A 16,020-nucleotide genomic window follows, 5' to 3' on the forward strand; every position below is an offset into this window, starting at 1 on the left:
GTGGCCGCGACCCCGGCGCCACCAGCCGCGCCCCCGAAGCCGACGTGGGACCCGAGGAAGGTCGAACCGCCGTTCCCGTGGCTGCGCCCGACCATCCGTATACGGCTCACGCTGCTGTACGGCGGCATGTTCCTGATCGCGGGCATCCTGCTCCTCTCGATCATCTACCTGCTCGCCGCGCAGGCGCTGAACGTGGGCAGTGACCTGCCGTTCCGGGTCACGGGCAAGTCCACGGTCAGCAGCAGCACCTGTGCCAACTTCCAGGGGCTCCCGGAGCGCCCCTCGGAGGTGCAGCTCAACGCCGCGCTGAACGAGTGCGTCAACCAGATGCGCCAGAGCGCCCTCGACAACCTCCTGAGCCGTTCGCTGCTCGCCCTGCTCGGCCTCGCCGTGATCGCCTTCGCGTTCGGGTACGCGATGGCGGGCCGCGTGCTCTCGCCGCTGGGCCGGATCACGCGCACCGCCCGCAGGGTGGCCGGCACGGACCTGTCCCGCCGCATCGAGCTGGACGGCCCGGACGACGAGCTGAAGGAGCTCTCGGACACCTTCGACGAGATGCTGGACCGCCTGGAGCGGGCCTTCACCGCCCAGCAGCGGTTCGTCGGCAACGCCTCGCACGAGCTGCGCACGCCCCTGGCGATCAACCGCACGCTCCTGGAGGTCCACCTCTCCGACCCCGGGGCGCCCCCCGAGCTCCACCAGCTCGGCAAGACGCTCCTTGCCACCAACGAGCGCAGTGAGCAGCTCGTGGAGGGCCTGCTGCTGCTCGCCCGCAGCGACAACCAGATCGTGGAGCGCAAACCGGTCGACCTCGCCGAGGTCGCCGACCGCGCCGTCGACCAGGTGAGTGCCGAGGCCGAGGCCAAGGGCGTGGAGATCCGCGGAGAGCGCGGCCCGGCGGTCGTGCAGGGCAACGGCGTCCTCCTGGAGCGCATCGCGCTGAACCTCGTGCAGAACGCCGTCAGGTACAACGTGCCGGATGAGGGCTGGGTCGAGGTCACCACGGAGGCCCAGCACGGTCAGGCGGTCCTGGTGGTGTCGAACACGGGCCCTGTGGTGCCCGCGTACGAGATCGACAACCTTTTCGAGCCGTTCCGGAGGCTGCGGACGGAGCGGACGGGCAGCGACAAGGGCGTCGGACTCGGCCTGTCGATCGCCCGGTCGGTGGCGCGGGCCCACGGGGGCCGTATCATCGCGGAGCCGCGTGAGGGGGGTGGCCTCGTGATGCGAGTCACCTTGCCCCTCTGAGGCGCAGGATCAGGCACGCCACTGTGTTCGCTTTGCGCGGAATTTTCGGGGCTCCACCCCGGGGAAGAAATGTGCGATCGATCACATGGCCGATTTTTCGGCCATCTACTCTCTGTGATCGTGAAAGTCGTCGGAAAGCCGGGAAAATGCGGGTTTTCGGGGGTCTTGATCACGGGAAGTACACGGGGTGGCGCCCGTGAAGTGCGACATTCGGACCGTGTACGGTCCGATCGCCATCCAACCCGAGCACCTCTTCGGGGGTGCGGTTGGGTGTCGATTGAGTAACAGACCTTGATGTGAGGCAAAATCTCCGCCTCGGGTCGGGCACAAGTCCGGCCTCTCACGCGTTACGTGCGCTGGAGACACCCGCAGACACCCAGAGGGGGAGAGCGACATGGCAACGGACTACGACACCCCACGCAAGACCGACGATGACGTCAACGAGGACAGCATCGAGGAACTCAAGGCACGTCGGAACGACAAGTCGACGTCGGCCGTGGACGTCGACGAGTTCGAGGCCGCAGAGGGCCTCGAACTCCCCGGCGCGGACCTTTCGAACGAGGAGCTCGCCGTCCGCGTGCTCCCGAAGCAGCAGGACGAGTTCACCTGCATGAGCTGCTTCCTGGTCCACCACCGCAGCCAGCTGGCCAGGGAGAAGAACGGCCAGCCGATCTGCCGCGACTGCGACTGAGGCGGGGTCGGCCGTGACTGGCTCGACCCCGTCCTGGAAGCGCCGCTTCCGCAAGGGCGGAGCGGACGAGGCCGGCGTCCACGACGCCGGCGTACGTGACGACGGGCGAGGCTCTTCCGCCACCGGAGAAGCCTCGCTCGAACCGGCGGACGCCCTGGAGGCGGTGCCGGACGCGACGGCGTCCGACGAGGCTCCCAGGGCCACTCGGAGAGCGGGGGGCGGGTCCCGGACGGGCCGCGTCGCCGCCGTCACGCACGGAGTGAAGGAAGGCGTGCGCAAGGGCGGGCGCGGCGCCAGGGCCGGTATCGGATATCTCGCCGACCGGCTCATCGAGAACGCCCCGCGGATCCCGGTCCGCGATCTCGCGACCCTCCGCAAGCAGTTCCCGGGCCTTGGCCCCGAGCAGCTCGCGGACAAGCTCGTCGCGGGCGCCGCCAACGCCACGTCCACCGTGGGCGCGGGAGTGGGCGCCGCCGCGATGATGCCGGTGCCGCCCGCGATGCCCGCCGAGCTCGCGGCGGAGATCACCGGCGTCGCCGCCATCGAACTGAAACTCATCGCCGAGCTGCACGAGGTCTACGGACGGCGGCCCGAGGGCAATCTGAAGCAGCGCAGCACCGCGTATCTGAACTCCTGGTCCGAGGAGCGTGGCATCGATGTCACGAAGCCGACGACCTTCAACGCCGCGCTGGGCGGCCAGATGAAGCGGGAGCTGCGGCAGCAGATCATGAAGCGGATGGTCCGGAACCTGCCGAACCTCATGCCGTTCATGGTGGGTGCCGCGGTGGGGGCGGTCATGAACCGCTGGGACACGAAGAAGCTGGCCGCGAAGGTCCGTGCGGATCTTCGGCGGAGTCAGGTGCCGTGGGATGCGTTGCCGGAGTTGCCGCCCCTGGAGCGGCCGGACGATCCTCTGCGGGTGGCTGGTCTCCCCAAGGAGCTGGGGCGCTGAGCCGGTCTGGTCGGCCGCGGGCCGGCTGTGGCTGAGCGCGCAGTTCCCCGCGCCCCTGGAGGGGCGCCTTCGGTTACGCGGCGCTCTCGCGTACCGCCGCCAGGGCCTTCGCGAGCTCTTCCGGATGCCTCGTCGAGACGTACGCGTACGGCGTCGGGTCGTCCGGGTCCGTGATCGGGATGCGCAGCGCCGTGGGGATGTAGGCACGCAGCAGCATGTACGCGCGCGGGTCGGCCTTGTAGGTGCGCCAGGCGCGGGTCTCCTCGCCGGAGAGGACCTCGGCCTCGCCCAGGGCGGACACCGGGATCTTCGCGTCGCCCGCGACCAGTGAGCCCGCCACCACCCTGATCCGCACGGCGCCGTACGCGCTGGTGACGACGGCCGCCACGGCGGTGCCGCCGACCAGGCCGCCGAGGAGCGGCAGCGTGCCGAACGGCAGCAGGATCAGGGCCATCGCGACACCCACCAGGACCGAGGCGAACCACCACGAACGGGGCGCGGTCAGGCGTTCTTCGTAAGGCTGCATGGAACCAAGCTTGGCATGGTGCGGTTGCCGCGCTGACGCGGAGGTAAGGTCTGCGCCTGTGAGTGGTACATCTGCAGCTCTGACGCCCCCGGCCGACGCGATAGCGCCCGTCCGCCACCCCGACGCACCCGCCCCCGGCGAGCTCATCGGTGCCCACTACGAGCACTGTTTCGGCTGTGGCGAGGGGCAGGCGCACGGACTGCACCTCGCGGCGCGGGCCGGCGAGGGCGTCGCCGTCACCGCCGAGTTCACCGTGCGCGAGGCGCACCAGGGCGCTCCGGGGCTCGCGCACGGCGGCATCCTCGCCACCGCGCTCGACGAGACGCTCGGCTCACTGAACTGGCTGCTGCGGGTGATCGCCGTGACCGGCCGCCTCGAGACCGACTTCGTGCGCCCCGTGCCGCTGGGAACCGTGCTGTTCCTGGAGGCCGAGGTCACCGCCGTCGCCGGACGGAAGATCTACTCGACCGCCACCGGGCGGATCGGCGGCCCCGACGGGCCCGTCGCGGTCCGCGCCGACGCCCTCTTCATCGAGGTGAAGGTCGAGCACTTCATCGACAACGGCCGCCCGGAGGAGATCCAGGCCGCCATGAACGACCCGGACCAGATCCGGCGCGCCCGTGCTTTCGAGGTGAACCCGTGATGCCCTCCGACGAGACGCCCTCCAACGAACTGAACGTACTGATCAGGCGTGTCGACCCCGACGTGCCGCTGCCCGCCTACGCGCAGCCCGGTGACGCGGGCGCCGATCTGCGGACCACGGAGGCCCACGAACTCGCGCCCGGTGAGCGGGTGGTGCTGCCGACCGGAGTGTCGATCGCGCTCCCTGAGGGGTACGCGGCCTTCGTGCACCCGCGTTCCGGGCTCGCCGCCCGCTGCGGTGTCGCTCTGGTGAATGCCCCGGGGACGGTGGATGCCGGGTACCGTGGAGAGATCAAGGTGATCGTGGTGAATCTCGACCCGCGCGAGACCGTGCGGTTCGAGCGCTTCGACCGGATTGCCCAACTGGTCGTCCAGCAGGTCGAGAAGGTTCGCTTCCAGGAGGTGGCGGAGCTTCCCGTATCGGCGCGGGCCGAGGGGGGCTTCGGGTCCACCGGTGGCCATGCCGCCGTGGGCAGCGGTCCGGGCGTGAGCCCGGGCGAACAAACGGGTGGGAATCGATACGCATCGGTCGTATCCGACCGGGAAGGACAGTGACGTGTTCGGACGTCGCAAGAAGGACAGTGCCGCCGAGGACGCGGCGGGCGCGGACGAGCAGGTCGTCGACGACGTGCGCGGCGATGAGTCCGCCGACTCCGGCGTCGCGCGCTCGCGCGTGAGGCTCGAGCCCGAGCCCCGCCCCGACGGTCCCTGGGACCTCTCCGAGGTCCGTGAGCCCGGCGAGGGCCGCGTGGACCTCGGTGGGCTCTTCGTGCCCGGTGTCGAGGGCATGGAGCTGCGCGTGGAGGTCGCGGGCGACGCGATCGTCGCGGCCACCGTGGTGCTCCAGGACAGCGCCATCCAGCTTCAGGGCTTCGCCGCCCCCAAGAAGGAGGGCATCTGGGGCGAGGTCCGCGAGGAGATCGCCTCCGGCATCACCCAGCAGGGCGGTGTCATCGACGAGGTCGAGGGTCCCCTCGGCTGGGAGCTGCGCGCCCAGGTGCCGGTGCAGCTGCCGGACGGCACGGGCGGCGTGCAGGTCGTGCGCTTCATCGGCGTCGACGGCCCCCGCTGGTTCCTGCGCGGTGTGATCTCCGGGCAGGGCGCGGTGCAGCCGCAGGCCGCCGGGCTCCTGGAGCAGATCTTCCGGGACACCGTCGTCGTGCGCGGCGACGGCCCGATGGCGCCGCGCGACCCGATCGTCCTGAAGCTGCCGGAGGACGCGCAGATGGTCGCCGAGGGCAGCGTCCAGCAGGAGCAGCAGGAGGGCTCGCGCTTCTCCGGCGGCATGGGCCAGCTTCAGCGCGGCCCCGAGATCACCGAGGTGCGCTGACCGCCGAGGTCCGCTGACAGGTACTCAACTGCCTGGTGGCCCGCAGTGGTTCCGGTTCGTCCGGACCATTGCGGGCCACTTTCGTGTCCGCCCATACTGTGCCGGTCACTCGGGGGGAGACCGGTGCGGTGAGGGGACGACGCCTGCCCGCGGCAGTGCGGGGGAGCCGGCACCATGGCTTGGTCCTTGGCGCGGCCGGGCTCGCCGTGCTGCTCGCCGCCACCGTGCTCGCCGCGCTGGCGGCGCTGTCCGAGAAGGCCGTCGAGGGCGGGGTGCAGCGCAGGCTCGCCGCCGACCGCGACGCCGTCGTCGAGGTCGCGGCACGCCGCGGGGCCGCCGCCGCGGGAAAGCTGGACCGGGACGTACGTACCGCGCTCGACCGCACGTACGGCGACGTGGCCCACCGCACCTGGTCCGCGCTGCGGGCGCCCGCCGCCCGCAACGACGAACTCGCCGTCACCGAGGCCGCAGGCCGCCCGCGCGAGGACGCCACCCTCTCCGTCGTCGCCCTCCAGGGCGTGGCCCGGCACGCCTCGCCGGTGGCCGGGCGGTGGCCGCGCCCCGGGGACGGGCCGGTCGAGGTCGCGCTGACCGAGGCCGCCGCCGGGGAGCTCGGCGTGCGGACCGGCGACCGGCTCACGGTGCGGGACGCCGACGAACGGCCGGTGCCGCTGCGGGTCGTCGGCCTGTACGCCGCCGAAGGGCGCTCGCCCGCCCTGTGGGCCGCACTCAGCAGCACGTTCGGGACGCCCGACTCGATCGCGGTCGTGCCGCGCCGGGCCTTCGCCGAGGGCGGCGGGCTCGCCGGGGACGCCACCGCGCTGTGGCTCGGCGTGCCCGAGACGGGCGGGCTGCGGCTCGGGGACATCGGGGCGCTCCGGGAGCGGGCCGGCCGGTTCGCGGGCAGCGACGCCGCGCTCTCCGTGTCGCGCGAGGCGGGCGGGGGCGACCTGACGCTCTCCGCCGGGCTGCGCAGGGCGCTCGACCGGCTCACCACACCCATCGCCGTGGCCCGCGCCGGGCTCTACGTCCCCGCGACGCTCCTCGCCGCGCTCGCCGTGGCCGCCCTCGTGCTCACCGCGCGCCGCCTCGTCGAACACCGCCGCCCCGAGTTGGCCTTGCTGGCCGCGCGCGGGGCGGGCCCGCGCCGGATCGCCCTGTCGACGGCCGCGCAGTGGGCCTGCGCCGCCGTGCCCGCCGGTCTTGCCGCGCCGTTCCTCGCCGGGCCGCTGCTCCACGCGCTCGAAGGCGGCGGGCTCGTCGAGGGCGAGGTGCCCGCGTCGGCGGTGACCGGCGCGGGGTGGGCGGCCGTCGTGGGCGCGCTGGTCGTGCACGGCCTCGCGGTGCTCGTCCCGACGGTGCGGGTCGTGCGGGACCGGCGGGCGGTGGCCCGGCTCCGGTGGCGGATCGCGAGGTTCGCCGCGGCCCAGCGGTTCGGGGCCGACCTGGCGCTCGCCGCGGTCGCCGTGCTCGGCTGGCTGCAACTGCGGCAGTACCGCTCGCCGGTGACCGGGGGCGGAGAGGGCGTCGGGGGTGTCGATCCCGTCCTCGTGCTCGCGCCCGTCGCGATGACCGTGGCGGCCGCGCTGCTCGTCCTGCGGTTCCTGCCGCTGCTCGCCCGCGTCGTCGACCCGCTCGCACGGCGCGGCCGCGGCCTCGTCCTGCCGCTCGGCGGCTGGCAGCTCGGCCGGCGCGCCGCCCGGCACGCCGGACCCGCCCTGGTCGTGACGCTCGCTCTCGCGGTCGCCGCGCTCAGCAGTACGGCCCTGGCGGTCCTTGACCGGGGCGACCGGGACCAGGCCGTCTTCCAGGTCGGCGCCGACCTGCGCGTCGTACCGGGCGACGGGGTGCCGCCGGGCGAGCGGCGCGCCGCGTACGAGGCGCTGCCGGGCGCCGAATCCGTCACGCCCGTGATCACTTCGGAGGGGTACGTCGGACAGGACGCGGTGGCCGTCACCGGCATCAACACCCGGCGGGGGCCGGTCCCTTCGTTGCGCGGCGACCTCGCGGACCGGCCCGTCCGCGAACTCGTGGCGCCGCTCGGCAAGGGGATACCCGAGCACGGCCTGCCGGTGGCGGGGGCAGGGCGGGGGCCCGAGGGAGAACTGCCGCTGCGCGTGCGGATGTCGGCCGACGGCGCAGGCACGGTCGTACCCGTACGGCTCACCGTCTTCTTCGAAGACAGCGACGGGCTGGTCCACGAGAGTTCCGTGGTCGTCAAGGAGGGCGGCGCACGGACCGTGCCGCTGAAGGTGGGGGCGCGCGGCGACGGCGTCCGCATTGTGCAGATCGACCTGAGCATGGCCGGTGAGCGGGTGCGCCGGACGTACCGCCTGACCGTCGATCAGGTACCGGGACTGACGCGGGAGGCACGCTGGCGCGATCTGCGGGCGGACCGGCCCGACCGGCGTGCGGCGGGATGTCCGGGGGCCGCGCGGGAGCGGGGGCGCGCGCCGGGGCGGCCGCCGTCCGGGAAGGCGCCAGGACCCGTCCTCTGCGCCGACCGGCCCGGCTGCGGCAAGCTCATCGACGCGGTGCTGCGCGGCCCCGACGGACAGCTGAAGTACCCCACGTGGAGCGTGCGGCTCGGCACGGACAGCGCCAAGGGGCGCCCGGCCGCGCCCGCGCTCGCCTCCGACGCGCTGCTGGCCTCCGGGGCGGTGCGGGTCGGGGACACCGTGACGGTGCGCGGGAGCACGGGCGGGAGCGCGCGGGTCGAGATCGTCGGGCGGCTCGCGGCGGTGCCGGGGATGCCGCGCGACCGGCCGCGGCTGCTCGCCGACTCCCGGGCGATGGCCGCCCAGTGGGCCCTGAGCGGGGCGTTGCCGGGGACGGAGAGCGCCTGGTGGGTGGGGGTCCGGGGCACGGACGCGGCGGCGGCAGCGGCGGCGGTGCGGGCGGACCCGCGGCTGGGGCACGCGGTGGACGTCCCGCAGGTCAGGAAGGAGCTGGCCGCCGACCCGCTGCGGCGCGGGGCGCGCGGGGCGCTCGTGCTGTGCCTGGTCCTCGCCCCCGCCTTCGCCGTCATCGCGTTCGCCCTGCACACCGTGGTCTCCGCACGGGCCAGGGAGCGCGAGTTCGGCCTGTTGCGGGCGCTCGGGACGCGGCGGGGGCAGCTCGCGGCGTACCTGTGGACGGAGCAGTTGGCGCTGGCCGGGGTGGCGGCGGTGCTCGGCACGGTCCTCGGGGCCGCCCTCGCCGCGCTGATCATGCCGGTGGTGACGGTCGACGCGGAGGGGGATCCGGTCTTCCCCGAGCTGGCGGCGTCCGTGCCGTGGGTGCGGGTGGTGGTGACGGCCGGGGTGACCGCGGCGGTGATCTGCGCGGTCGTGACGGTGGCGGCGCGGCTGCTCGGGCGGGTGGATCTGGCGCGGGTGCTCCGGGCGGGGGAGGACGTGTGATCGGGCGCCGGTGGGGTGTGCGGGTGCGGTGGCCCGTGAGGTCCGGGGGGCGCTGTGCGGCGTGAGTGGTGGCGGCGGGCGCCGCTGGTGGTGGGTCTCGGGATGGTGATCGGCGTGCTCGTGGCCGTCGCCGCCGCCGGTCCCGGGCTGCTCGAACGGCTCGGCGGCCAGGCGCTCGCGGGCCGGTTCGAGCAGGTGCAGCGCACGGCGCCCGGGGTGGTGCACAGCGCGCGGATCGATCCGGAGCAACCCCGTCCGGGCGAGGAGGGCGAGCTGGGGGCCGATCTCGCGAGGTACGCGACCGTCATCGAGAACGCCTCGCCGGGCCGGCTGCGCGGCGGACTCGTCCACGACTCGACCCGGATCGAACTGCCCACGGTGGAGGGGGACGTGGCGGGCGGCGTCTCGCTGTCGCTGGTGTACGCGTCCGACGCCCCGGGGCGGAGCGCGTACGTCGCCGGGCGGGCGCCCCGCGCGCGCGGGCAGGTGGTGGAGCTCGCCGTGTCCGAGCGGACGCGTGACGCGCTCCGGCTGCGCGTCGGGCAGCGGATCGGGCTACAGGGCGGCGCCATGGAGAACGTCCGTGCGGTCGGGCGGCTCGTCGGGGTCTTCCGGGCGCCGGGCTCGGGCTCCGACTCCGGCCCCGATCAGGGCTCCGGCTCCGGCTCCGATCAGGGCTCCGGCCCCGGTCGCGGCTCCGGCTCCGGGAAGGGTACACGGCTGTGGAGCGAACAGCCGCTGCTGGCACGGCCGCTGACCGGCGCGGAGAGGGCCGTCCCGGACGTCGGCGCGCTCATCGCGCCCCGCGGCGCCGAGATCCTCCAGAACCAGGCGGACGCCGAGCTCACCGTCGAGTGGAACATGCGGCTCGACCTGGCGGAGGAGATCGCGGGCCGGTTCGTGGGGGAGCGCGGCGCACGGGACTTCCACCGGCTCATGGCCCGCTACCCGCTCGCGGCCAAGGAAGCCTTCTGCGACATGGAGACGTTCGGCGGCAAGTGGTGCGTCCTCGGCTCCCACCCCGCGACGGAGCTGGCGACCGACACCGAACTGGTCGGCGTCTTCGAGGAGTTCCGGCGCCAGTGGGGACAGGCGGGCGTCGTCATGTCGTTCGCCCTGGCCTCGCTGCTCGGCGTGGGGTTCGCCGCCGCCGTCGTGACGGCGCTGCTCGTGGTGCGGCGGCGGCTCGACGGGGACCGGCTGCTGCGGGCGCGCGGGGCGTCGGCCGCCGGGCTCGCCCTGGGGCGCGCCGCGGAGAGCGCACCGGCGGCGCTGCTCGGCTTCGGTGCCGGCTGCGCGGCCGCGGCGCTGACACGGGCGCCGGGCGGCTCACCCGCGTACGGCGAAGGGCTGGCCGTCGCCCTCCTGTGCTGGCTGCTGCTGCCCGCCCTCACGTGGTTCGCCGTGCGGGACCGGGCCGTGCTGCGGGAGCGCGCGCCGCGGGGCGCCGGGCGCCGGATCGTGGTGGAGGCGCTGGTGCTGCTGCTGGCCGCGGGCGGGGTCGTCGCGCTGCGGGCACGGGGCACGGAAGGGGCGGCCGGGCCGGATCCGCTGCTCGCCGCGGTGCCCGTGCTGCTGGGGCTCGCGACGGTCGCCGTCCTCGTGCGGTGCTACCCCTGGCCGGTGCGGGCGGTGGCGCGCTGGTCGGCGCGGGGGCGGGGCACCGTGGTGCTCGTCGCGCTCTCCCGCGCCGCCAAGGAGGCCCCGGCGCGCGGCCTCGCGCTGCTCGTCCTGGTGGTGACGCTCGCCGGTGCCGTCTTCGGAGGGCTCGTCTCGGGGACGCTGGTCGAGGGGCGGCGGGCCGCGGCGGCCTGGCGGGTGGGCGCCGACGCCTCCTTCCTCGGGGCCGACCGCGACCCCGGCACGGCGGAACGGCTGGCACGCGCGCGTGGAGTGCGGGAAACGGTGACCGTGCGGCAGCTGAGAGTCGATCCGGTGAGTGGGAGGGACGGGGGGCGGTACGGGATCTCCAGCCTGGTGGGGGTGGACGGTGCGAGGCTGCGCGCGGCCGACGGGAGTTCGGCCGCCGCCCGCGCCCTGGCCGACGCGGGCCTCACCAGGGGCGGGGGCGGCAGGGACATCCGGGTGCTCGCCTCCGAGGGGCGCACAGGTGACCTGCTCACTTTCTCCCTGCACGGCAAGGAGCACCGGCTGCGGGTCGTCGGACCGCTGCCGGAGAGCGTGGCGGGCGACGCCGCGCTCGGACCCGTGCGCGGCGCCACCGAGTCCCGGCAGCACCTGCTCCTCGCCGACAGCCGCGACCTGCGCGCCTTCGCCGCGTCGGACTTCGAGGAGTCCGCGCTCCTGCTGTACGGCGCGCGCCTGGACGCCGAGGCGCTGCGTTCCCTCGTACCGCGCGCCGCGCCCGGAGCGAGCGCCGGAGAGCTCCGCGTCCGCGCCGAGGAACAGGCCGAGGCCGCCGACGACCGGCTGATCACCGCCGTCACCCTGGCACACACCGCCTGCACCGCGCTCGCCGTGCTCCTCGCGCTCCTCGCCCTCGTCCTCGAACTGCTCCTGTCCGCCCCCGCGCGCGGACGCACCACCGCCTACCTGCGCACCCTCGGCCTCGGTGGGCGTGCCGCGTCCGCCCTGCACCTGGTGCAGCTCCTGCCCCTGGTGCTCGCCGCCGTCGTGGGCGGCGTCGCGCTCGGCCTCGCGCTGCCCGCGCTGCTCGGGCCCGCCCTCGACCTGCGGGAGTTCACCGGCGGGCCCACCGCGCCCGACCGGCACGTCGATGCGCTGTTCACCGCGGCCCTGAGCGCGGGACTCTGTGTCCTGGTGGCCGCGGCGGTGGGCGTGGAGAGCTGGCTCGGACGGCGCCGGGGGCTCGGCGCCGTCCTACGACTCGGGAGAGCGGATGACTGAACTTGCCGACCTTGAGGCGCGGGCCCGCGCCGCCGGGCGTACCGCCGACGACGAGGGCCTCGTCGTCTGCGACAACCTCGTCCGCGTCTACCGCACCGACGAGGTCGAGGTGCAGGCGCTCCAGGGCCTGGACCTGGTCGTCGCGGCCGGCGAGTGCGTGGCGCTGGTCGGCGCGTCGGGGTCGGGCAAGTCCACGCTCCTGTCGATCCTCTCCGGCCTCGACCTGCCCACCGCGGGGCGCGCGAGGGTCGCGGGCCACGATCTGCTCGCGATGGGGCGCCGCGAGCGCCTCGGCTACCGCAGGAGCACCGTGGGCTTCGTCTGGCAGCAGACCGGACGCAATCTGCTGCCCTACCTGACCGCACTGGAGAACGTGGCCCTGCCGATGAAATACACGCGCGTGCCGCGCCGCACACGCCGGGACAAGGCCGCCGAACTGCTCGGCGTACTCGGCGTCGCACACTGCCGCGACCGGCGCCCGACCGAACTCTCCGGTGGCGAGCAGCAGCGCGTGGCCGTCGCCGTCGCCACCGCCAACTCCCCGCGCGTCCTGCTCGCCGACGAGCCGACCGGCGAACTGGACACCGTCTCCGGAGAGGACGTCTTCGCCGCCCTGCGCCGCGCCAACGAAGAGCTCGGCGCGACCGTCCTGGTCGTCACCCACGACCCTCTCGTCTCCGAGCAGGTCCGCCGCACGGTCCGTATCCGCGACGGCCGTACGTCGACGGAGACGCTCCGCGAACAGGGCGGCACGGGCGAGGAGTTCACGGTCCTCGACCGGGCGGGGCGGCTGCAACTGCCGGGCGAGTACGTGGAGCGGTACGGCCTGCGGGGGCGGGTACGGCTGACGGCGGAGCCCGATCACGTGGGGGTGTGGCCCGACGGGTCCGGCGCCGGGCGGGGGGAGGCGCGGTGAGGGGGGCCGACGCCATGGTCGTCGTAGAGGATCTGCACCGGACCTACGGCAGCGGTGCCGCCGCCGTGCACGCCCTGCGGGGCGTCTCCTTCACGGTGCCGCGCGGGGAGCTGGTCGCCCTCAAGGGCCGCTCGGGGTCCGGCAAGACGACGCTGCTCAACCTCGTCGGCGGACTCGACGTCCCGGACCGGGGCAAGGTCACCGTGGACGGCGTGGGGCTCGTGGGGCTGGGGGAGAAGGGGCTGCTCGAACTGCGCAGGGACCGCCTCGGGTTCGTCTTCCAGTCCTTCGGACTCATCCCCATCCTCACCGCCGCCGAGAACGTCGGCGTCCCCCTGCGGCTGCGCAAGGCCGAGCCACGCGCGCGTGAGGAACGGGTCGCCCTCCTCCTGGCTCTCGTCGGCCTCAGCGACCACGCGGGTCAGCGGCCCGGCGAGCTCTCCGGAGGACAGCAGCAGCGGGTCGCCATCGCCCGCGCCCTCGCCAACGCACCCGCCCTGCTGATCGCCGACGAGCCCACCGGACAGCTCGACGCGGAGACCGGGCTCGCCGTGATGGAGCTGCTGCGCGCGGTCGTCCGCAGCGAGAAGGTCACCGCCCTCGTCGCCACGCACGACGCGGCCCTGCTCGACCTGGCCGACCGGGTCCTGGAACTGCGCGACGGGGAAATCGTCGCGGACTGATCACAGGCGGGGCGCGAGGCCGTCCGGCGGCCCGCATCAGGGTTGTGTCAAGGACGCCACCCCCGCGCCCCCTCATCCGTAATGCCGGAATTGTTGGCCGTAAGGTCGACGCTGCGTACACAGCAGTTTCGGGAAGACAATGAGGCCATGGCACGCGGCAAGCTTCGGATCTACCTCGGTGCGGCACCGGGCGTCGGCAAGACGTACGCGATGCTCTCCGAGGCCCACCGCCGCATCGAGCGCGGCACCGACTGCGTGGTCGCCTTCGTGGAGCACCACGACCGGCCGCGCACCGAGGTGATGCTGCACGGCCTCGAACAGGTGCCCCGCAAGGAGCTGGAGTACCGCGGCACGGCGTTCACCGAGATGGACGTCGACGCCACCCTGGAGCGCGCCCCGGCCGTCGCCCTGGTCGACGAGCTCGCCCACACGAACGTCCCGGGATCGCGCAACCCCAAGCGCTGGCAGGACGTCGAGGAGCTCCTCGCGGCCGGCATCGACGTCGTCTCGACGGTCAACATCCAGCATCTGGAATCCCTCGGCGACGTCGTCGAGTCGATCACCGGGGTGCGCCAGAAGGAGACCGTGCCGGACGAGGTGGTGCGCCGCGCCGACCAGATCGAACTGGTCGACATGTCGCCACAGGCGCTCCGCCGCCGCATGGCGCACGGCAACATCTACAAGCCCGACCGCATCGACGCGTCCCTCTCCAACTACTTCCGCCCCGGCAACCTCACGGCGCTGCGCGAGCTCGCACTGCTCTGGGTCGCCGACCGCGTCGACGAATACCTCCAGCAGTACCGCGGCGAGCACAACATCCGCTCCACCTGGCAGGCCCGCGAGCGCATCGTCGTCGGCCTCACCGGCGGCCCCGAGGGCCGCACCCTCATACGACGCGCCTCCCGGATGGCCGCCAAGGGCTCGGGCAGCGAGATCCTCGCCGTCCACATCGCCCGCAGCGACGGCCTGACCGGCGCGTCCCCCAAGGAACTCGCCGTCCAGCGCACCCTCGTCGAAGACCTCGGCGGCACCTTCCACCACGTCATAGGCGACGACATACCCGCCGCGCTCCTCGACTTCGCCCGCGGCGTCAACGCCACCCAGATCGTCCTCGGCTCCTCCCGCCGCAAGACCTGGCAGTACGTCTTCGGGCCCGGCGTCGGCACGACCGTCGCCCGCGACTCGGGCCCCGACCTGGACGTGCACATCGTCACGCACGGCGAGGTCGCCAAGGGGCGCGGCCTGCCCGTCGCCCGCGGGGCGCGCCTCGGCCGCTCCCGGGTCATCTGGGGCTGGCTGGTCGGCGTCGCGGGCCCCACGCTGCTCACGCTGCTGCTCACCCACGTCGACGCCGACCTCGGCCTCGCCAACGACATGCTGCTGTTCCTGGCCCTCACGGTGGCCGCGGCGCTGCTCGGCGGGCTGGCCCCGGCACTGGCATCAGCGGCGTTCGGCTCGCTGCTCATCAACTACTACTTCACGCCGCCACTGCACCTGTGGACGGTCTCCAACAACAAGAACATCCTCGCCATCGCCGTCTTCGTGGGCGTCGCGGTGTCGGTGGCCTCCGTCGTGGACCTCGCCGCCCGCCGCACCCACCAGGCGGCCCGCCTGCGCGCCGAGGCGGAGATACTCTCCTTCCTCGCCGGCAGCGTGCTGCGAGGCGAGACCAGCCTGGAGGCCCTCCTCGAGCGGGTCCGCGAGACCTTCGCCATGGAGTCCGTGGCCCTCCTGGAGCGCGCGGGCGACACCGACCCCTGGACCTGCGCGGGCAGCGTCGGCGACGGCCGCCCGCTGGAGCGCCCCGAGGACGCCGACGTCGACATGCCCGTCGGCGACCACATGGCGCTCGCCCTCTCCGGCCGCGTCCTGCCCGCCGCCGACCGCCGCGTCCTCGCCGCGTTCGCCGCGCAGGCCGCCGTCGTCCTCGACCGCCAGCGCCTCCAGTCCGAGGCCCACCAGGCCCGCACCCTCGCCGAGGGCAACCGCATCCGCACCGCCCTGCTCGCCGCCGTCAGCCACGACCTGCGCACCCCGCTCGCGGGCATCAAGGCAGCCGTCTCCTCGCTGCGCTCCGACGACGTGGAGTGGTCCGAGGAGGACGAGGCCGAGCTCCTGGCGGGCATCGAGGAGGGCGCCGACCGGCTCGAACACCTCGTCGGGAACCTCCTCGACATGTCCCGGCTCCAGACCGGCACGGTCACCCCGCTGATCCGGGAGATCGACCTCGACGAGGTCGTCCCGATGGCCCTCGGCGGCGTACCCGACGGCAGCGCGGAGCTGGACATCCCCGAGACGCTGCCCATGGTCGCCGTCGACAAGGGCCTCCTGGAGCGGGCGGTCGCCAACATCGTCGAGAACGCCGTGAAGTACGCCCCCGTGGGCGCGCCCGTCAAGGTCTCCGCCAGCGCCCTCGGCGAGCGCGTCGAGATCCGCGTCGTGGACCGCGGCCCCGGCGTCCCGGACAGCGCCAAGGACCGCATCTTCGCGCCCTTCCAGCGCTACGGTGACGCTCCACGGGGTGCCGGTGTGGGCCTCGGCCTCGCCGTCGCCCGCGGCTTCGTCGAGGCCATGGGCGGCACCCTCGCCGCCGAGGACACCCCCGGCGGCGGCCTCACCATGGTCCTCACCCTGCGGGCGGCCGCCGGCCCACCGCCGGTCCGCCCGGAGCTCTCGTCCCGGGCCACCTCGTGACCCGGAACCGGACCCCGGACCCAGAACACAAGCCGTGCTCCAGAACCAGAAGCCGGAAAGGCAGGTACG

12 protein-coding genes are annotated in these 16,020 nt (G+C 74.1%); 11 read left to right on the plus strand and 1 reads right to left on the minus strand.

What is annotated here, in order from left to right:
- The 3 genes from ACZ4Z4_RS09325 (at position 1) to ACZ4Z4_RS09335 (ending at position 2,891) form a co-directional block, all read left to right on the plus strand.
- Positions 1 to 1,248, plus strand: coding sequence for a sensor histidine kinase (locus ACZ4Z4_RS09325; protein WP_468324488.1), 1,248 nt, complete (start codon positions 1 to 3; stop codon positions 1,246 to 1,248).
- Positions 1,249 to 1,642: 394 nt separating this feature from the next.
- The gene (locus tag ACZ4Z4_RS09330) at positions 1,643 to 1,939 is read left to right on the plus strand and encodes a DUF4193 domain-containing protein (protein WP_055544889.1); all 297 of its coding nucleotides are present in this window, start codon (positions 1,643 to 1,645) and stop codon (positions 1,937 to 1,939) included.
- Between the two features lie 13 nt (positions 1,940 to 1,952).
- Positions 1,953 to 2,891, plus strand: a complete 939-nt coding sequence (locus tag ACZ4Z4_RS09335; protein ID WP_468324491.1) for a hypothetical protein — start codon at positions 1,953 to 1,955, stop codon at positions 2,889 to 2,891.
- A 73-nt stretch (positions 2,892 to 2,964) separates the two neighbouring features.
- Here the strand turns inward: ACZ4Z4_RS09335 and ACZ4Z4_RS09340 are convergent, their stop codons facing one another.
- Positions 2,965 to 3,417, minus strand: coding sequence for a DUF3093 domain-containing protein (locus ACZ4Z4_RS09340; RefSeq protein ID WP_468324494.1), 453 nt, complete (start codon positions 3,415 to 3,417; stop codon positions 2,965 to 2,967).
- A gap of 58 nt (positions 3,418 to 3,475) precedes the next feature.
- Here ACZ4Z4_RS09340 and ACZ4Z4_RS09345 point away from each other — a divergent pair, with 58 nt between their 5' ends.
- The 8 genes from ACZ4Z4_RS09345 to ACZ4Z4_RS09380 all read left to right on the plus strand — a co-directional run bounded on the left by ACZ4Z4_RS09345 (position 3,476) and on the right by ACZ4Z4_RS09380 (position 15,951).
- Positions 3,476 to 4,060, plus strand: coding sequence for a PaaI family thioesterase (locus ACZ4Z4_RS09345; RefSeq protein WP_468324497.1), 585 nt, complete (start codon positions 3,476 to 3,478; stop codon positions 4,058 to 4,060).
- Complete coding sequence (dut, locus tag ACZ4Z4_RS09350) at positions 4,060 to 4,614, plus strand: dUTP diphosphatase (protein WP_468324500.1); 555 nt, start codon at positions 4,060 to 4,062, stop codon at positions 4,612 to 4,614. The genes ACZ4Z4_RS09345 and dut overlap by 1 nt, the downstream gene beginning before the upstream one ends.
- 1 nt (position 4,615) lies before the next feature.
- On the plus strand, positions 4,616 to 5,389 hold the full coding sequence (locus ACZ4Z4_RS09355; RefSeq protein ID WP_468324503.1) for a DUF3710 domain-containing protein: 774 nt from the start codon (positions 4,616 to 4,618) through the stop codon (positions 5,387 to 5,389).
- Between the two features lie 179 nt (positions 5,390 to 5,568).
- A complete protein-coding gene (locus ACZ4Z4_RS09360; protein ID WP_468324505.1) occupies positions 5,569 to 8,790 on the plus strand; it encodes an FtsX-like permease family protein in 3,222 nt (1,073 codons plus the stop codon).
- 54 nt (positions 8,791 to 8,844) lie between these two features.
- Positions 8,845 to 11,658: a hypothetical protein gene (locus ACZ4Z4_RS09365; protein ID WP_468324508.1), complete on the plus strand. Its 2,814-nt coding sequence runs from the start codon at positions 8,845 to 8,847 to the stop codon at positions 11,656 to 11,658.
- Complete coding sequence (locus tag ACZ4Z4_RS09370; protein WP_468324510.1) at positions 11,651 to 12,574, plus strand: ABC transporter ATP-binding protein; 924 nt, start codon at positions 11,651 to 11,653, stop codon at positions 12,572 to 12,574. Before ACZ4Z4_RS09365 ends, ACZ4Z4_RS09370 begins: the two co-directional genes overlap by 8 nt.
- A gap of 14 nt (positions 12,575 to 12,588) precedes the next feature.
- Positions 12,589 to 13,257, plus strand: coding sequence for an ABC transporter ATP-binding protein (locus ACZ4Z4_RS09375; RefSeq protein ID WP_468324512.1), 669 nt, complete (start codon positions 12,589 to 12,591; stop codon positions 13,255 to 13,257).
- Positions 13,258 to 13,404: 147 nt separating this feature from the next.
- Positions 13,405 to 15,951, plus strand: coding sequence for a sensor histidine kinase (locus ACZ4Z4_RS09380; protein ID WP_468324514.1), 2,547 nt, complete (start codon positions 13,405 to 13,407; stop codon positions 15,949 to 15,951).
- The last annotated feature ends 69 nt before the right edge of the window (positions 15,952 to 16,020 follow it).

Source organism: Streptomyces sp. NPDC030245 (assembly GCF_055572995.1).

Bases quoted from the DNA above. Each gene is read 5' to 3' on its own strand.
- ACZ4Z4_RS09330 (WP_055544889.1), top strand. From the start codon at position 1,643: ATGGCAACGGACTACGACACCCCACGCAAGACCGACGATGACGTCAAC.
- ACZ4Z4_RS09340 (WP_468324494.1), bottom strand. From the start codon at position 3,417: ATGCAGCCTTACGAAGAACGCCTGACCGCGCCCCGTTCGTGGTGGTTC.
- dut (WP_468324500.1), top strand. From the start codon at position 4,060: ATGCCCTCCGACGAGACGCCCTCCAACGAACTGAACGTACTGATCAGG.
- ACZ4Z4_RS09370 (WP_468324510.1), top strand. From the start codon at position 11,651: ATGACTGAACTTGCCGACCTTGAGGCGCGGGCCCGCGCCGCCGGGCGT.
- ACZ4Z4_RS09375 (WP_468324512.1), top strand. From the start codon at position 12,589: ATGGTCGTCGTAGAGGATCTGCACCGGACCTACGGCAGCGGTGCCGCC.
- ACZ4Z4_RS09380 (WP_468324514.1), top strand. From the start codon at position 13,405: ATGGCACGCGGCAAGCTTCGGATCTACCTCGGTGCGGCACCGGGCGTC.